The organism is Rhodococcus sp. MALMAid1271 (assembly GCF_049195265.1).
GTDB lineage: Bacteria > Actinomycetota > Actinomycetes > Mycobacteriales > Mycobacteriaceae > Rhodococcoides.
Map to the genome: position 1 here is coordinate 91,082 of NZ_JBMIRQ010000049.1, position 15,337 is coordinate 106,418.

The 15,337-nt window shown below is 62.4% G+C and carries 15 protein-coding genes and 1 pseudogene; 5 read left to right on the forward strand and 11 right to left on the reverse strand.

The window, feature by feature from the left end; translation table 11 throughout:
• Positions 1-81: 81 nt before the first annotated feature.
• The 5 genes and pseudogenes from ACOQFP_RS04570 to ACOQFP_RS04590 form a co-directional block, all read right to left on the reverse strand.
• Positions 82-348, reverse strand: a complete 267-nt coding sequence (locus ACOQFP_RS04570) for a hypothetical protein (RefSeq protein WP_421583627.1) — start codon at positions 346-348, stop codon at positions 82-84.
• Between the two features lie 6 nt (positions 349-354).
• Positions 355-852 (reverse strand): annotated as a pseudogene (locus tag ACOQFP_RS04575) (recombinase family protein); the annotation flags it as partial.
• A gap of 12 nt (positions 853-864) precedes the next feature.
• Entirely contained in the window at positions 865-972 is a 108-nt protein-coding gene (locus ACOQFP_RS04580) for a recombinase family protein (RefSeq protein ID WP_421583628.1), read from the reverse strand.
• Between the two features lie 139 nt (positions 973-1,111).
• Positions 1,112-1,711: a recombinase family protein gene (locus tag ACOQFP_RS04585; RefSeq protein WP_094689029.1), complete on the reverse strand. Its 600-nt coding sequence runs from the start codon at positions 1,709-1,711 to the stop codon at positions 1,112-1,114.
• Between the two features lie 576 nt (positions 1,712-2,287).
• Positions 2,288-2,455 carry a hypothetical protein gene (locus ACOQFP_RS04590; protein ID WP_421583629.1) on the reverse strand — a complete coding sequence of 56 codons (168 nt, stop codon included), beginning with the start codon at positions 2,453-2,455 and terminating at the stop codon, positions 2,288-2,290.
• A gap of 409 nt (positions 2,456-2,864) precedes the next feature.
• Here ACOQFP_RS04590 and ACOQFP_RS04595 point away from each other — a divergent pair, with 409 nt between their 5' ends.
• Together ACOQFP_RS04595 and ACOQFP_RS04600 are read left to right on the forward strand one after the other, a co-directional pair.
• Positions 2,865-3,893 (forward strand): Rv1355c family protein, encoded by a 1,029-nt coding sequence (locus ACOQFP_RS04595; protein WP_206510271.1) that lies wholly within the window; start codon positions 2,865-2,867, stop codon positions 3,891-3,893.
• A 79-nt stretch (positions 3,894-3,972) separates the two neighbouring features.
• Positions 3,973-5,172 carry a diguanylate cyclase gene (locus tag ACOQFP_RS04600; protein ID WP_421583630.1) on the forward strand — a complete coding sequence of 400 codons (1,200 nt, stop codon included), beginning with the start codon at positions 3,973-3,975 and terminating at the stop codon, positions 5,170-5,172.
• Here the strand turns inward: ACOQFP_RS04600 and ACOQFP_RS04605 are convergent.
• The gene (locus ACOQFP_RS04605; RefSeq protein WP_206510273.1) at positions 5,148-5,972 is read right to left on the reverse strand and encodes a hypothetical protein; all 825 of its coding nucleotides are present in this window, start codon (positions 5,970-5,972) and stop codon (positions 5,148-5,150) included. The two genes, ACOQFP_RS04600 and ACOQFP_RS04605, sit on opposite strands and share 25 nt — an antisense overlap.
• Before the next feature lie 567 nt (positions 5,973-6,539).
• On the opposite strand from ACOQFP_RS04605, the gene ACOQFP_RS04610 reads away from it, so the two are divergent.
• Positions 6,540-6,710 (forward strand): hypothetical protein, encoded by a 171-nt coding sequence (locus ACOQFP_RS04610; RefSeq protein WP_232433770.1) that lies wholly within the window; start codon positions 6,540-6,542, stop codon positions 6,708-6,710.
• A gap of 486 nt (positions 6,711-7,196) precedes the next feature.
• Here ACOQFP_RS04610 and ACOQFP_RS04615 read toward each other — a convergent pair whose 3' ends face one another.
• The 5 genes from ACOQFP_RS04615 to ACOQFP_RS04635 all read right to left on the reverse strand — a co-directional run bounded on the left by ACOQFP_RS04615 (position 7,197) and on the right by ACOQFP_RS04635 (position 13,546).
• Positions 7,197-8,234 (reverse strand): recombinase, encoded by a 1,038-nt coding sequence (locus ACOQFP_RS04615; protein ID WP_421583631.1) that lies wholly within the window; start codon positions 8,232-8,234, stop codon positions 7,197-7,199.
• 88 nt (positions 8,235-8,322) lie between these two features.
• On the reverse strand, positions 8,323-9,489 hold the full coding sequence (locus tag ACOQFP_RS04620) for a tyrosine-type recombinase/integrase (protein WP_421583632.1): 1,167 nt from the start codon (positions 9,487-9,489) through the stop codon (positions 8,323-8,325).
• Positions 9,490-9,694: 205 nt separating this feature from the next.
• Complete coding sequence (locus tag ACOQFP_RS04625) at positions 9,695-10,906, reverse strand: TniQ family protein (RefSeq protein ID WP_421583633.1); 1,212 nt, start codon at positions 10,904-10,906, stop codon at positions 9,695-9,697.
• Positions 10,907-10,923: 17 nt separating this feature from the next.
• Positions 10,924-11,862 (reverse strand): TniB family NTP-binding protein, encoded by a 939-nt coding sequence (locus ACOQFP_RS04630; RefSeq protein WP_421583634.1) that lies wholly within the window; start codon positions 11,860-11,862, stop codon positions 10,924-10,926.
• Between the two features lie 4 nt (positions 11,863-11,866).
• Entirely contained in the window at positions 11,867-13,546 is a 1,680-nt protein-coding gene (locus tag ACOQFP_RS04635; RefSeq protein ID WP_421583635.1) for a Mu transposase C-terminal domain-containing protein, read from the reverse strand.
• Between the two features lie 398 nt (positions 13,547-13,944).
• Between ACOQFP_RS04635 and ACOQFP_RS04640 the strand changes: the two genes are divergently transcribed.
• Positions 13,945-14,184 carry a hypothetical protein gene (locus ACOQFP_RS04640; RefSeq protein ID WP_206498363.1) on the forward strand — a complete coding sequence of 80 codons (240 nt, stop codon included), beginning with the start codon at positions 13,945-13,947 and terminating at the stop codon, positions 14,182-14,184.
• Positions 14,181-14,378 (forward strand): hypothetical protein, encoded by a 198-nt coding sequence (locus ACOQFP_RS04645; RefSeq protein ID WP_206498364.1) that lies wholly within the window; start codon positions 14,181-14,183, stop codon positions 14,376-14,378. The genes ACOQFP_RS04640 and ACOQFP_RS04645 overlap by 4 nt, the downstream gene beginning before the upstream one ends.
• Positions 14,379-15,337 lie beyond the last annotated feature (959 nt).

Here is a 15,337-nt window from a genome sequence, read left to right on the forward strand (position 1 = left end):
TCCGTTCTGTGATCGACCGGCCCCGGCGGTGTTCCAGCACTGCCGGGGCCTTTTTTGTGGCCGGATGGGTACTTGATGTGCTCACAAGCGGTCGCGGAGATCCGCGAACCACTGCGCCGCTGCGTTCAGGTCTGGTAGATCGACGTCGTACCGAAGTCGTTCCAGTGCATCGACTTCCGTGTAGTCAAGGTCAGCAAGCTTTCTCATGTCCTGGAGCAGGACAGCTACCGCGAGGTGTTGGCCTGTTGACCACGCGGGCCAGGGTTCGCCGAGTTCGTTACAGGTGCGGGCGAACTGGGCTTTGTCGAGCCAGTCGGTGGCGTAGCGATCCGCGGGGTTGGTGGTCATCGAGAGTCAGCTCCTGGTCGTCGCGGTGCGGGAGGGTATGGCGTCACGCTGCTCGCGGGCCCGGATGAGTGCGGCGTAGACGGCCGATCGGCTCAACCCGTACAGCTCCATGAGTTTTACGGCACCGAATTCGCCGGATTCGTAGTCCTTGAGAAGGCGTTCGTGTTGCAGTGCAGTGAGTTTGGGCTTGCGGCCGGTCATCCGGCCCTGCTCTTTGGCGATCGCGACGCCCTCCCGGGTGCGTGCGCGGGTCAGGTCGGCCTCGAATTCGGCCATAGCGCCGAGGACCGTGAAGAACATCTTGCTCGACGGATCGCCGGGGCTGTAGACCTGACCACCGTAGATCAACCGTGCCCCTTTGGCGTCGAGTTCGGTGACGATAGCGTTCAGGTCGGTGACCGATCGTCCGAGTCTGTCGAGTTTCGTAACTACCAAGGTGTCCCCCTCCCCCACTGCCGCGAGGGCTTCGGTGAGGCCGGGCCGTTCACGGTTGCGTCCGGTATATCCGCGGTCGGTCTAGATGTTGCCGGTGTCGACGCCGAGCTTGCGGAGGGCTGTGCGCTGCGCTCGCAGATCCTGTCCTCGCGTGGAGCATCGGGCGTACCCGATCAGGTTCTCGTCCACCTGGAGCCCTCCGTCTCGAAATCTGCGATCAAACTGGGATTACTTGCAACACTATCTACCAGGACACCGACAGGCTGGTCGGAGCGTCGACCGATGTCAGTTTCAGAAGACGACTGCACTGTTTCAGAAGTGGACTGCACTACTCACCTCTCGCGACTGCTAGAGCGTCTCGTTCTTCCCTGGCGAGGGTGAGGTTGCTGTAGAGGGCGGATCGTTTCAATCCGGTGTTCTTGCAGAGTGTTTCGATCTTGAACTGACGAGTTTCGTACACCTGAAGCAGGTAGGCCCGCTCTTCCTGGGTAAGCGTATGGGGCCGTCCTTTCATCTTGCCGGCGGCTGCGGCTGCGGCGATGGCGTCGCGCGTGCGGGCTCGGATCAGGTCGGACTCGAATTCGGCCATCAGACCGAGCATGCCGATGAACATTTTGCCCATGGGATCCGCTGGGTCGTAAACCTTGCCGTCGATCAATAGTGCTACTCCCCTAGCGGCGAGGCGGTTCACGGTTTCGTGGAGGTCTCCGGCTGATCGGGAGAGTCTGTCGAGTTTGGTGACGCAGAATTCGTCGCCTTCGCGGCTGGCGTTGATGGCATTTTCGAGTCCGGGGCGTTTTGCCTGACGGCCGCTGACGGCATGGTCGATATAGACCCGGTCGCGTTCGACACCGATCTTGGCGAGCAGTCCAATTTGAACGGAGGTGTCCTGTCTGGCGGTGCTGCACCGCGCGTACCCGATTTTCATTCCCCTCCGGCCCGCTGAACTCGATCTGTCCAGTAGAGACTACGGGAAGCTGGACCAATCAAGTGGACACTTCCAGTGGACGGTTTGGCCGAGAGAACGTCGTGGTCAATTGTCAGTTTCAGAAGACGACTGCACTGTTTCAGAAGTGGACTGCACAAGCCACCTCTCGCGACAGCTAGAGCGTCCCGTTCTTCCCTCGCTAGGGTGAGGTTGCTGTAGAGGGCGGATCGTTTCAATCCAATGTTCTTGCAGAGTGTTTCGATTTTGAACTGTAGCGTTTCGTATACCTGGAGTAGGTATACCCGTTCTTCAGGGGTCGGGGTGTGCGGCCGGCCACCGAGTTCGCTTCGACGACGGAGGAGCCTCGACGGTGTCGTTCGCAATTAGACGCGCCAGCGGCGAGAAGATCGGCTCCATCGCAAGCTCTACCTTAAACTGACCGACCGATCCGAATGGGTCACCGTCGCCGCCGGCTAATTCAGCACCGAGATAACCTTCGTTCCCGCTCACCGGCGCTAGGGGCTTGAAGTCGGAGCAGGCATCGACAGACCGCGGTGCAACCGGCTACGACCGTCCTCAAAATTTTTCAATGGCGATCGGAATACCGCGCCCGATCGTGATGAACGACTGCCCCGAAAGCTGAAAAAGACCCTCGACCTCCTTGCCCAGTTCGTCGAGCAAATCTTTGCCGATCGTGTCATCGACCTCGAAGGTCACTCCGTCGTAACGGATTCGGTAGCCCATGGTGATGTCCTGTCGTCGATGCCAGCGTCCGAGCCGTGAATGCCGACGCATATGCAAGGCTACTTGCCAGCTCCCGCTTCATAGCCGAAAGCGACACCGACGCCGTCAGCACACCGGTCTCCACGATGTCGTGCTTGTTTGGGTCCACCACACGCCTCCGTGCCACGAGAGCAGGATGAGCGATTGTGCAGCTCACTTCCGTATCGGAAGACCAGGGCAGTCCCTGGCGATGTATTCCCATAGGCAGTAGATTCGGTCGCCTGGATAGCCAGTATCAACGTCGACGTGGTGTCCGCACCGCCGGGAAGTACTTAAGTAACGTGAAGCAGTCTGATGTCCCTCCAGGCCGTCGGACACGATCGGCGTTGTGTGTCGTCGACAGTCATCCGAAAGATGTGGAGCATCAGCAATGTCAGAGCACAGCGTGTTCGACCCATCCGAGCGTGAACAGGACTCGGTTGTCCGTGCACTGCTCGATGATCCCACCGTCGGTGTCGTCGACACGACACTCGAACAGCTGGCCTCGCTTCGCCGGTTACTTCCCGCGATGACCGGCAAGACCGAGGAATTGCCGCGGTGGGTGCATTACCCGTGGCGGCGCACCCTGGTGCGGGTCCTCGGTCCACGCAGCTTCGATCGGCTACGACTGGATCGCAACAGAAACAAGATTACTTCCGCAGAGCAAGCTCGGTTCAGAGGCCTGCGAGTGGGAGTTGTCGGGTTGAGCGTCGGCCATGCCGTCGCTCATACCCTCGCGATGGAAGGACTGTGCGGGGAGTTGCGTCTGGCGGACTTCGACGAGCTCGATCTCTCCAATCTCAACCGTGTGCCGTCCTCGGTCTTCGACTTGGGCCTGAACAAGGCGGTCGTCGCGGCCCGGCGGATCGCCGAACTCGACCCCTACCTGAATGTGCGGGTTTTCGCGGACGGTGTGACGGCCGAGACGCTCGATAACTTTCTGGACGGGCTCGATCTCGTTGTGGAGGAATGCGACTCGATCGACACCAAACTGTTGGTCCGCCATCACGCCCGCGCCCGAGGAATTCCTGTGGTGATGGAGACCAGCGATGGAGGCGTACTCGATGTCGAACGCTTCGATCTCGAACCCGACCGACCGGTGTTCCACGGACTGCTCGGCGAGATGACGACCGCGGATGTGGCCGACTTGACCGTCGAGCAGAAGAGCACAATTGCAGCGACGTTGCTCGAGCCGACAAAACTGACCCCGAGAATGATCGCGTCGGTGCCGGAAATCGGGCGCACGCTCTCGACATGGCCGCAGCTCGGCGGCGACGTCGCGCTCGGCGGTGCCGCGGTGACCGCCGCTGTGAGGGCGTTCGGCCGCGGTGAACCGCTCTCGTCCGGTCGGCGGCGAATCGACCTGGATTCGTTGGTGCGTACCGGAGTCGATCCGACGGCCGGATACGCAGGGGGATGAACGAGCGCGCCAAGACAACAAGGGCAGCCAGACATTCCGTGCCGGGATCGCGCCCAACTCTGATTCGAGGAATCACCCGATGAACGTAATCGACAAGTCTCGTCGGCGCGCGAACCCTTGGCGATCACGACTCGATACCCGTACTACCGCGGTCATTGTCAGCGCCACCGGCGCTGTGCCGCTGTTGGCCATTGCCCTGGTGTCTCCGACGTTCCTACGCCCGAACGCGCTTCCGATTCTCATCGTGGTGCTCACGTTCACCGCAGTCACCGTGCTTTTCGCTGCCAAAGTGGGGCGGTTGAGTGAACGCCAATTCGCGGTCCTGGGTCTCGGGGGCATGATCGGTGTCGCGATCAGTGCCTACCTGATCGCGGATTCGTCCGGGACGCGCGCGGTCACCTCGATGCTCGCGATCGTTCCGGCCATCGCCGCATCCAGCTCACCGCCACGCGTGACCGCCCGCCTGTCTGCGGCCTCGGTCGTCATGGTCACGGCGCTCTCGGTGGTCAGTGTGGGATCCTCCGGGTGGGCGGTGACCGCCGTCGCGATCGGTGCCGCCGCGACCACGGTGCTGGTGCCGGTCGCGCTCATCGGCGGCCTACGCCGAACCCTGTCCTCGGTCAACGAGAAACTGCAGCGGCTGGCCGACACGGACCCGTTGACCGGTCTGGTCAACCGCCGTGGATTGCTTTCGAATGCCCAGGTTCTCGTCCAGGAGGCGTGCGAGCGGAGGGAACCGCTGTCTGCTCTCGTCATCGATGTCGACTACTTCAAGACCGTCAACGACACCGCCGGTCATACGGCCGGGGATCGAACGCTTGCAGCAGTCGCAGACACCCTGGCTTGCGCTGTGCACGCAGCGGTCGGCAAAAACGCGGTCGTCGCTCGAACCGGTGGCGAAGAATTCCTGATTCTCGCCCCGCACCGAGACGGCCACGAACTCACCGAACGGATACTCGATCGAGTCCGGTCCGACTGCACGGTGACTGTGAGCATCGGAACGGTGACGCTCGACGTCCGGCCCACTGCGCCCGGCGAACCGGCGTTGCCCACCGCAAACGTTTCCTCCCGCGAATCGGGAGGTCTCGATCACGTGCTCGACGCCGTGATCCGCGCCGCTGACGCCGCGCTCTATCGCGCCAAAGCCGACGGGAGAGATCGCGCGTTCCACGCCGGCACACTCACGATCACATGGTCGGGCAGCCCCAGGTCCGGCCAGATGAGGACGAACCGCCCCAAACTCCCGACCAGCCGTCACGCCGCCGACGGGACGCGCTGACCGTCTCCACGCAATGAGTGGGCCTCGCGGACCATCGACTGCCACACCTCGGGTCTCGCACTGAGGGCCAGTGTGTGCATGTCCCACCACATCATGACGGTCCGGTATTGCTCGCTCGGGTACGCCGCGGCCGGAATGGCATGGTCGATCCGCCCGCCGGAGCTTTCCCACAGGCGCAGGACGTGATCGGCCGCGCTGGCGAACAGGTACCGGCTGCCGGTCAGTTCGAGCGTCGGCAATGCTGTCCGAGCCAGCACATTCGACACCGTCCGCCCTGCGGCACCCGCATCGACCCACGCGCTTTTCATTTCCACGATCCCGTGGGGGATCCGGGCGTGCAACAGTTCGGTGACCAGAGGCAGTCCAGGCGAGTCCTGCCATTCGGTCAACACGTGGGACTGCTCGATCATCGTGTAGGGGCCTTGTGCCCTGACTCCGCCAAGCATCTGTCCTGCCCTGTCGAGCACCACGTAGAACAGGGTTGTCGTTGCGCCGGAGGCGACTTCGTCCAGATCGAGCGCAGCGGTGACACCATGGCGTGAGTACGATTCCCACGCTCCTTCGACATAGCGGGACCACAGTTCCGGGGATCCCGATGGTGTCGCGGCCGTCAATGTCATGGTTCCACCGGCGCAGCGCGTCGACCGGGAACCGACGTCGAGCCCTTGACCGACGGGACGGACGAGCCTGTCTGTCTGTGTGCTCTGTCGGCTGGCCGACGAGTTGCGCGTAGCGTGCCGATCGGCTGCGGACTCGATGGCATCGGCCGAGTGCGAGCTCGAAAGTATGGGAATCGTCATCGATGAGCTCCTGAGGGGGTGGTGCCCGATAACCCTTCTGGGGCATGTCGAGCGAGTAGTCGGTGTGGAACAGCTAACACAGCTATTGTGCAACAAACAAGCCTACGGACCGGAGGAATGCTTCAAAACATCCTTTCAGTCTGTTAACGGCGGCTCAAATGTGTTATGTCACTGAATTGAGCGCATGGAAGTCGCACAGTTCATGATTCATCACATCACCTGGTTGCGTGGAGCCGGTTTTCAGCGAGGATGTGTCGGTCAACGACTTCGTTTCGCTCCGGATGTCGCTCAGTCACAGGCCGTCCTACGGCGGAGCGGGGACGACGGCTTCTTCGCCGCACACGAAGGGCTGCGGGCTAATCCGCACCCATCGGGAACACGAATCGTTGTCGAGTTCTTGCGCTGCTCTCGCTCTCGCCATCCAGCGGGTCTGTCTGGTGCTCTGCGTGCCCGATGAGTGACGATCCGAGCGGACTCTGCTTGAATTCGTCCATGGTTGCTGCAGGAAGTAACACAAATTCTGGACCGGCTGTTGGTGATGAGGTCCAGCTCCGGAGGGGCGGAGAAATGGTGTCGGGGATCGTCGTCGAGGACTACTCCGATCAACTTGTCTCCGGTCCCGCGTTGGGTCGCGACTGGGCGCACCCGCATCGATGGGCTGTCGCGTTGAACTCGGGAGAACTCGCCTTCGTCGACGACGGTGATTTGCTGACCGAGATCGACGGAAAGAAACGGTGAGCGGTGGCGCCCGAGCAGCAATGTGATCGTTGGTTGCGTTTGCCGTGTTGTGGGAGCCGTTCGGGGGAGCGTCGGCATCGGATGTATTCGTCGAGTTCGGACTCGGGATGGGTGAGTATCGCCGCCGGTTGAGGGAACGACTGGACGCACATGATCGAGATTGCCTCGACCCGGCGTTACGGGATCGGCTGGTCGAGTATTCACGACGCCGGGATGAGCGCGCGCCGCGTCGGCGAATAGTGAAGAAAAAGCAAGCGTCACCACTGTTTCGGTACCGATGGGTGGCGGATACGGACGACGAGAGGTCTGTGCGCTCCCGGTAGGTTCAGTATGCGGCGTGTCGGTTCCGTCGTCGCGGCGGTACGACGGAACCGACACACCACAACCCCGACAGCACTCGCACGAGGCTGTGCGGGATCTCGTGCAACGACCGACCAGCGTGCCTCTACCCTCTCACTCAGCTGGGTTCCAGCAGAGAGTTGTTCGCTACTCGACGACGTCGGACCAGTCTCCCGCCGCGTCCGGGTCGAGGAACCCGAGAAGATCGTTCAGCATCTTCTCAGCGCGGCTTTCGACGTCGGCGAAGACGGACTCGATGTCGCCGAGAAAGTCATGAGCTCGTCTGCGTGCGAGTGTTCCACGTTCGTAGTAGCCAGAGTCGAACGAGGTCGTCGTCGATGCGGGTTCCGGTGCAAGATCCGGTTCGGGGCGCTGAGCCCGAATTCGATGGCGTGGGTGGATAGGCGCTCGCCCGTTCAGGTGCATCCGCACGATGTCGGCCACCGCACGCGGGGTGAGCGGGGCTTCACTCAGCGGGGTGTGGCCCCACCGGTCGATCGGAGTCAGCAGTAGCTGTTCGCTGGCCGGATCGAGATGCCGGTCACATCCGGCGAGTTCGGTAACGCCTACCTCCTCGATGGCATCAGCGAGCATGCCGTTGCTCGGGTACCGCTCGTAGTGCCCGAGTACCTCGCACCAACGTCGATACACACTCTCCGGGGATACACCCGATCTCACCAATCTGGGCGAGGTGACGGCGTGAGCGCCGTTGGCTGTCTCGACGTGTAGAGCATCTGCCTGCAGATCTACAGTGACATCGCACATCCGCACCGCCGCGATCTGCGTAGACGGCAGACCCGTCGAAGCCAACACAAGCATCAGGGCGTCTCGTCGCGCGAACAACGCTGTCGGCCAACCCGATTCCGGGAGACGCCCGATGATGCCGCCGATGAGGGTAGTGAGATCGTGCAGTCGTTCTGCGCGGGCCACGTCGAGGGCAGCCCGGACGGTCTCTGCGCGTCCCGGTGGCGGTAGGTTGCGGCGGTAGTGGGCGGCGTCGATGACCGCGATCCGGCGGCGTTGCGTCCCTGGCGCTGCAGGATGCGCTCGTAGGAACCAAGCAAGCGATTGTGGCGAGGCCGGCACAGCCGGCTGATCGAGAGCGGCGCACCAGTCCTCGAACAGTGACCAGGTGTGCCGATCCCGCTCCACCACAGACGCTTTCACGCTACGTGCCGCATGCACCGGATCAGGATTGGCGACGTCGGCTGCAGGTGCCGCCCAGACTTCGGTCGGCTCGCCGGCGCACGTGCCCCCCGATCTTCGAGTTGGCTCATAATCCTAGGTCGGTGACGGCGTTGCCGACCAGCGGCGCATGCTCGCGCGCGTAAATTTCGACCATGCCGGGTGTGGTGTGTCCGGTTTGCCGCATGATCGCGTGCGCGTCGGCGCCGTTGCGGAAAGCTTGGGTGACGAATCCTGCCCGTAGTGAATGCCCGCCGAGTTGTGCGACGGTGTCGGGGTCGTACCCGGCGTGAGCGGCGCGGCGGCGGATGGCCGCATGTACCGCAGCCCCGGACAACGCGGCGGCGGAAAGGTTGCCGTTCTTACGGATGGATCGGAAGAGGGGTGATCGCTTCTCGGGAGTGGGCAGGGGGCCGCGACAGACGTGAGAATCGAATTCTGCTGCGCGGGAATGTAACCGAATGACGGCGACTCTGCCGCCGGTGTCGAACGCGGCGACGATCTGCTGCCAGCGTATCCACGCGCAGACCGGGCAGGATTCGTGGCGGTCGGTGAACGGTAGGGCTTTGACGGTTCCGGTGCCGTCTTGGTCGGTCTTGGATTTCCGGATCCGTACGTGTGCGCCGTCGAGGCGGTCACGGCGGATATCGCGGCACTCGAGGGCGACGAGTTCGCTGCGGCGAAACGCCCCGGTGTAGCCCATCAGCAGCAGCGCGGTGTCGCGACGTTCGAGTACCTCCGATGCCCACCCGGACGCACTGCGGCGTGCGTAGTCGACGATCGTGGTGATGTCAGTAGTCAGCAGCGGGGCACGCCGGTTGCGGGGCCGCTCCCCCGCAGACGCGTAATCACGGCGAATGCCTGCGAGGGTGGCGCGCACCATCTCGTGGCTGCACGGGTTGTCGTGGCCGGTAGCGCGGTGGCGGTCGGTGATCGCCGCGACCCATTTGCCGAATGTCGACGGCGCGTACGCCCGCGTGCCGTCGACGGTGAGTGTGTCGGCCGCGGCGACGAGGTATGCCGCCACCGTCGCGGGGTGCGCCGGTAGCGGGATCTGTCCGGCGGCGATGCACCAGGTCTCGAATCGTCGCCACGCCGAATCGTAGGCGCGGCGGGTAGCAGGAGACCGTGCCGACGCCATCGACCGTTCTATCCGAGCCGCGATCTCGACCGGCAGGTCCGGAAACACCGCCGCACCACTCACTGAAACGACCGAATACGTGTCCAGGACCTCATCGAGCTGCCGTTCTGCCATGACAGGGACTGTAGCGAGCACCCCCGACAGCTTTTTCGAGTCCAAAACACGCTGAACAGGCGTTTCAGCGATGATGGTGCGGGAAGGAAAATTCTCGTCGGTGACCGCACAAATAACGTTGGTGACTATGACCCCGGCGCGAAAACGGGCTTCTCGGCTGTCGCAGCGTGTGCGTCGCGGACGACCCCGCTCCATCGGGCGAGAGCTACGTCGGCGGATGTTGCAGCGGGATCCCGTGGTCGAGGAACAGTTGCACCGTCTCATCCAGCTCCGCTGCGGTGCGGCACCCCCAGCGCAGGAAGTTGTACAACGAACTGGCGGATGCGGGATCGACGCGCGCCGCCGCGATGGCGGCCTCAGCCGCAGCATGCGCGTCAGCCCACAGATCGCGCTCGGGTGCGGGATAAGACGAGCGCGTCGGAGCTGTCCCGGGATCGACCGGCTCATACGGTCGTGGGCTCAGCAGAGATGCGTGCGCACCGCCGGCATCGATCTCACCGCTCTCGACCATCGCAATGCCGATCGCTGCAGCCTCGAGAACTTTCGCCTGCTCGTCCCAGTGCAGGTCCTCGAACGGAACCCACGCTGTCCGCAACGGGCGAGAACGACCGGCGGCCCTCCAGATCGCAACGAGCCTCGTCGCCCACCGTCCGGTGCGAACCAGTGGCGAGGACACTTCGTCGACGACGGTGCGCAGAAGCCGGAACCACACTGCGGCATGTACCCGGCCTGGGCCGAGTTCCACCCATCCCGTCGTCAGAGCCTCGGTGCTGCGCCGATCGAGGTCCGTGACCGCTGAGGGAACCGGAACGGGCGAGACCCGTTCGTCCGAACCGAACCGGACCTGATCCCAGAAGATTGCATGACCAGGGAAAGCAGAGCAGGGTTCGAGTCGACAACGGTGGTCGAGGCAGCTGCTCAGCACCGGATATTGCTGCAGCAGAGTCATGTTGATATCAGCAGTGGATTCGAGGCTGTCGATACATGCCGGGCATGCCCGACTGCGCGGAGTGCTAGCCCACGGCAACCATGCCTCGCTCGTGGGTGTGCGGCGTCGTCGATCCTCCCTCGCGAGGTCGGCCGGTAGCAGGATCGAGAACTGGTGGACGTAGGTGTCGAAGTCGCAGTCGGCGGGGTCGGTGCTGTCGAGCAACCACGGTGTCCACCCCGCCAACGTCATCATCCGCACCCTCTCTACCGGGACTGCGCCGCGACCGGCCAGCTCGACAAGTATCGGCTCCGGTGTGTAGCGGTCGAGATCCTCGACAGCACAATCGATTTCGAGGTCTGCGAGCAGGTCAGAGGGCCTGATGTGCGGATACAGCTCGCATATCCGGGCCAACCAGGACGAGAGGGCCTCACCTGGCAGTGGCTGCGGGTGCAGCGGCCACGGGCGAACGTACGCATCATCGGGCATAGGTGCGAGCCGCGCGTTCATGCGAGGTGGCGCTCGAACTGGCGGCGGCGCTCCGTGGGGCCGACGTACGGAGTGCGCGTGAGCACCGATGAGGTGATCGCTTCCTCTCCGCTGTCGACGGCGGTCACTGCTGCGGCAGTGAGCAGCGTTGTCAGTTCACCGATGGTGCCCTCGGAGCGAGTGAGGAGGTAGTCGGTCATCTCCGGTGATGTCAGGTGCGAGGGTTTCCGGAGGGGGAAGCTCGTGGTGAAGCTGGCCAGCAGTGATCTGGTGTCGGCCGTGTTGGTCCAGACCGGCAAAGTCATGGGGTGGAATCGGTTCTCCAGCTGGGGATCGGTCCGGATGGCGAGGTAGGCGTCGCGGGTTCCGACGGCGACAAGAGGAATGCGTAGTTCGTTGCCCAGGAATCGCAGCACGTTCAAGAATTCGCGGCGGACGTTGTCGCGGCCGGCGAGAACATTGTGGAGCTCGTCGATGATCAACATCCGTACGCCGGTGGCGCGGAGCAGCATCAATGCTTGCTGTTCGAGTTCGTGGACCCGATTGCGTGGTCGGGTCGGTGTTCCCAACGCTGTGAGCAGTGCGAGGTAGAACCGGCCGGGTGACGGGTCCGGGGGCATCTGCATGCACAACACCGGTATCTGCTCGCGGTCGGACAAGCTGATCGGCGGATGAGTGCGCCGGAACTTTTCGATGATCATCGACTTGCCGTTGTTCGTCGGACCGAGCAACAGTAGGTTCGGCATACGCTGCCGGTCCGGCCACGACAGCAACGTCTCCAGATGGTCGATGACCGTACGGGCCTGCGGATACCCGATCCACCTCTCCGACCGGATCAACCGGATCCGGTCCGCGTCGTCGAGTGCGGTGAGCGGTCGAACCGACTCCCGCAGGTGCCCCAAATCCTCGATGGACGACCCGGTGGCTTCGTCGCTGCTTCCTGTCGATGCGGTCATCGGCTCACCATTCCTCGATGTCGCTGAAAACCGGCGCTGCGGTGCTGCCGTCCGTCTGAGACTCCACCGGCGGGTGAACCACCGGAATCGGTGCAGACGCGGCGTCGGTGAGGTGTGTGCGGCGGGCGCGGTTGCGCCGGGCTTTGCGGGTGGCTTTCTGCGAGCGGTCGGTAACCTCGCGCATCTGCTCGATCATCGAAAACAGTGCGCTCTCATCAACGTTCGACCGACCTTGTTCGCGGAGACGAGTGATAGCAGCTCTGTGCTCCCACAGTGTCACCGCGGGATGTGACATCGTCCGGTACGGCACCTCGACATAGCCGGCACCGTCTGGTTCGAGGACCCAGATTCTGCTCAAATCTCGTGGGTCACGTCGTATCACGAACCGCCCCAGATCCTCTCGCCGCGCAACCCACGGTTTGAGCGCGTTCGAGAAGTAGTGCACGTGATCCAGAACGAAGCCCGTACGCGTCAGACGTCGCCGGATGACGGGAAGAAAGTCCACCAGGAACGCGGTTTCGCCGAGCACCACACGAGGGGCATGACCAACTGCGGCGACCTCGCCGGCCCACACGCCGGCAGGAGTGTTCCCGATCCCTGTGTGAACGCTCGCGTGATACGAGGCTATGGCCAGGACCAGCCAGCGCTCCAACTCACGCAATGTCAGCGCCGCGTGCTTGTCCGAGTCGTAACTTCCGCGATCCGCTGGGTTCGAGAAGGTGGTCCCAGGTAGCTCGTGCACCGCCGTCATCGCCGTTCCGATGATGCGTTCGACGATCCCGCCGTAGTGCGGTCGGCCCGGAGGACGGTACTGGAGTGTGATGGCGTGCTGGGCGCATCCGCGGCGCAGCGCTTCGCTTTTGAACTCGGCAGCGTTGTCGAGATACAACTGTTTCGGTTTACCTGCCATCGGCCACTGCACCTGCTCCGCGAGCTCGCATGCCTCTAGCCATGTCTGCTTCTCGCAGCACACGCGGCCCAGGCACAACCCGACCGATATCGACGACGGCGGCTCCAGGGTTACGACGAACCCGAGTACGGAACGGCTGAGGACATCGATGGCGATCGTCAGGTAGGGGCGGCCGATCGGTTGCCGCTCGTACTCGTCGACGATCATCAGATCGACGACGGTGTGGTCGATCTGGACCTGATCGAGAATCCCCGCAACTGTCGGTGGACTGTCGCCGGCGGACTGACGTGGGCGGGCGGCATCGGATCCTCCGCGTGACCTGGCCACCGATGCCGGATGGAGGGCGGCGATTCGTGCGGTGACGGTGTTTCTGGCCGGCACTGGCAGACCTGCGCGGTGGCAGGCCAGTGCTATACGTCGGTGCAGCGCAGCGACACTGAGCTTCTGGCGGTGAAGAAAGTATCGGGTGAGATGGTCGCTGATCACTTCTTCGACCTCAGCCGTTACTCGGCTGCGGCCACGCCCTCCCGACGAGACCTTCGTCAGTAGGTCGGTGACCGTACCCGTCCCATCCCTGAGTTTGCCGAGCAACGCATAGACCCGACGCCGCGACAACCCCAGTCGTTCGGCCGCATCATCGACCGCTTCCAAACGCACCGGATGCATCTCCAACATAGGAGCCAACACGGCGAATCGGGTCTCTGCCTGCGCCCACCGCTCCCCCGACGCCGTCAGCACACCGGTCTCTACGATGGCGAGCTTGCCCGGGTCCACCACAAGCCTCCCCTGTCACCGAGAGCCGAGCGCGATCGTGCAGCGCACTTCTGACATCAGAATGTCAGAAGACCACTGCATTTACCCACAAATCGCCAGCAAAAGGTGCCGCCGTCTTCTGAAACTGACATCAATCACTCCCAGTGGCCCGTTCGCACTCGTCCGGTATGACGACGGTCAAAACGCACACCCAAACCCGCAGAAAGCGACTCAGGCGAAGACTGCCCGGTGGTCGCTCGGTGAACTCGTCTGTGTACGACTAGCTGTCGGCGCAGCTCGCTAGGCTCTGAGGAGATACCGGACAGTACGACAGATAGGGCAAGGCATGGGACTCAGCGAAGTCGAAGTCATGAAGCAAACTCGACATCGAATCCTGAAGAAACCTCTCCAAGGACAAGATGCTGCGGTTTGCCGCTTTCATGCCCGACATGGACACCGAAGTAGCCCTCAAGATCATCGAACAGTTCCCAGCTTTCAAGGAATTCGCCCTGGACACGGTGAAAGAGATAGAAGAGGCTCACAAGTCCACGCTCAAGTCGAATGATAAGAGCCAGAAACAGGCATACAAGGCTTTTGAAGATATCCGCGAGATCCTCAAGGGTGAGCTCGACAAGGATGACCTCACCTGGGACCAATGAAGTTCATCATCGAACTGATCCAAGAAAACGGGAAGCAAGTATCCCAGAAGGACAGTGAGAACAAGGAGTTCCTCAACACCGTCCTCGGAAAGGTCGCGGTCTTCGGGGGTGGTGCAATTGCTGCGGGAGCGGTTTTCTTGGGTGGCAAAATCATGCTCGAACAGGACGACGGCATCAACCGAATAGGCACCTGAGTCGACCACGGAGGTGCCCGCTACCTGGGCCGAGAATCGAGCCACCAGCCCGCGCTTGACGTCGCGAACCGCAACCGTGCCCACTCCCAGCACTCGGTCGGCGCGGTCCAGACACCCCCTGAACGAAGTTGAACTTGTGTGCTTCTATCGCAGTCTCTGAAAATTCAATTCCGGTGATCGATTGTGAAGTTCACTTCTGCATTCAAAATGTCAGAAGGCGACTGCAATCGGAGGTAATTCCCCAGGGAAGTCATGACGGCCACTTCTGAAACTGACAGCGTCGACCGAATTGTCAGTTTCAGAACACGACTGCACTAGTTCAGAAGACGACTGCACTTACCCACCACACGGGAGCGCCGGTCAGTAGCATTCATCCCGCCGAGCTACGCGTACAACCACCATATAGAACAGCTTCTGTGATCGAAAAGTCCTCGATCTACCAGTGAACATGATTGCCCTCGACACGTCGTGTGTGTTCCCTTGGAGTCTTTGACTTTGACGTAGCTCGTCACCGGTATGTTGAGTGCGCTTGTGCGCCAGACGTTCTATGCGTTCGATTCGAAGTATCCCGATTCACTCTCGACCTACTGCAGTGGGGTTAAATTGGGTGGCGCAGTTCATGTTCGAGTGTGGTCTAGTCGACTGCGTGTCGATGCGGCGTGGCAATGAACCTCGGTTCCGAGCCTGGTGCCCGCTCTGAGTTCGACGACAATGCTGTGTTCGGCGAAATGTTCAGCGTCTTGGTGACGCCGTGTGCCACGTACCCGTGTTGAGAAGATCGCGGTGGTCGGCGGATCGGGAATACCGGGCTTGATACGCGAACACAGGTGTCCAATCCGACCCGTTGCACGGCCGGTGCCGTCGTGGCCGGTGCCGTCGTGGCCGTTAGTCGAGCTCAACAACCGGGTTCGGTTGTTGAGCTGCAGCGCTGGCACATAGACACCTCGGCCTGCTGACCG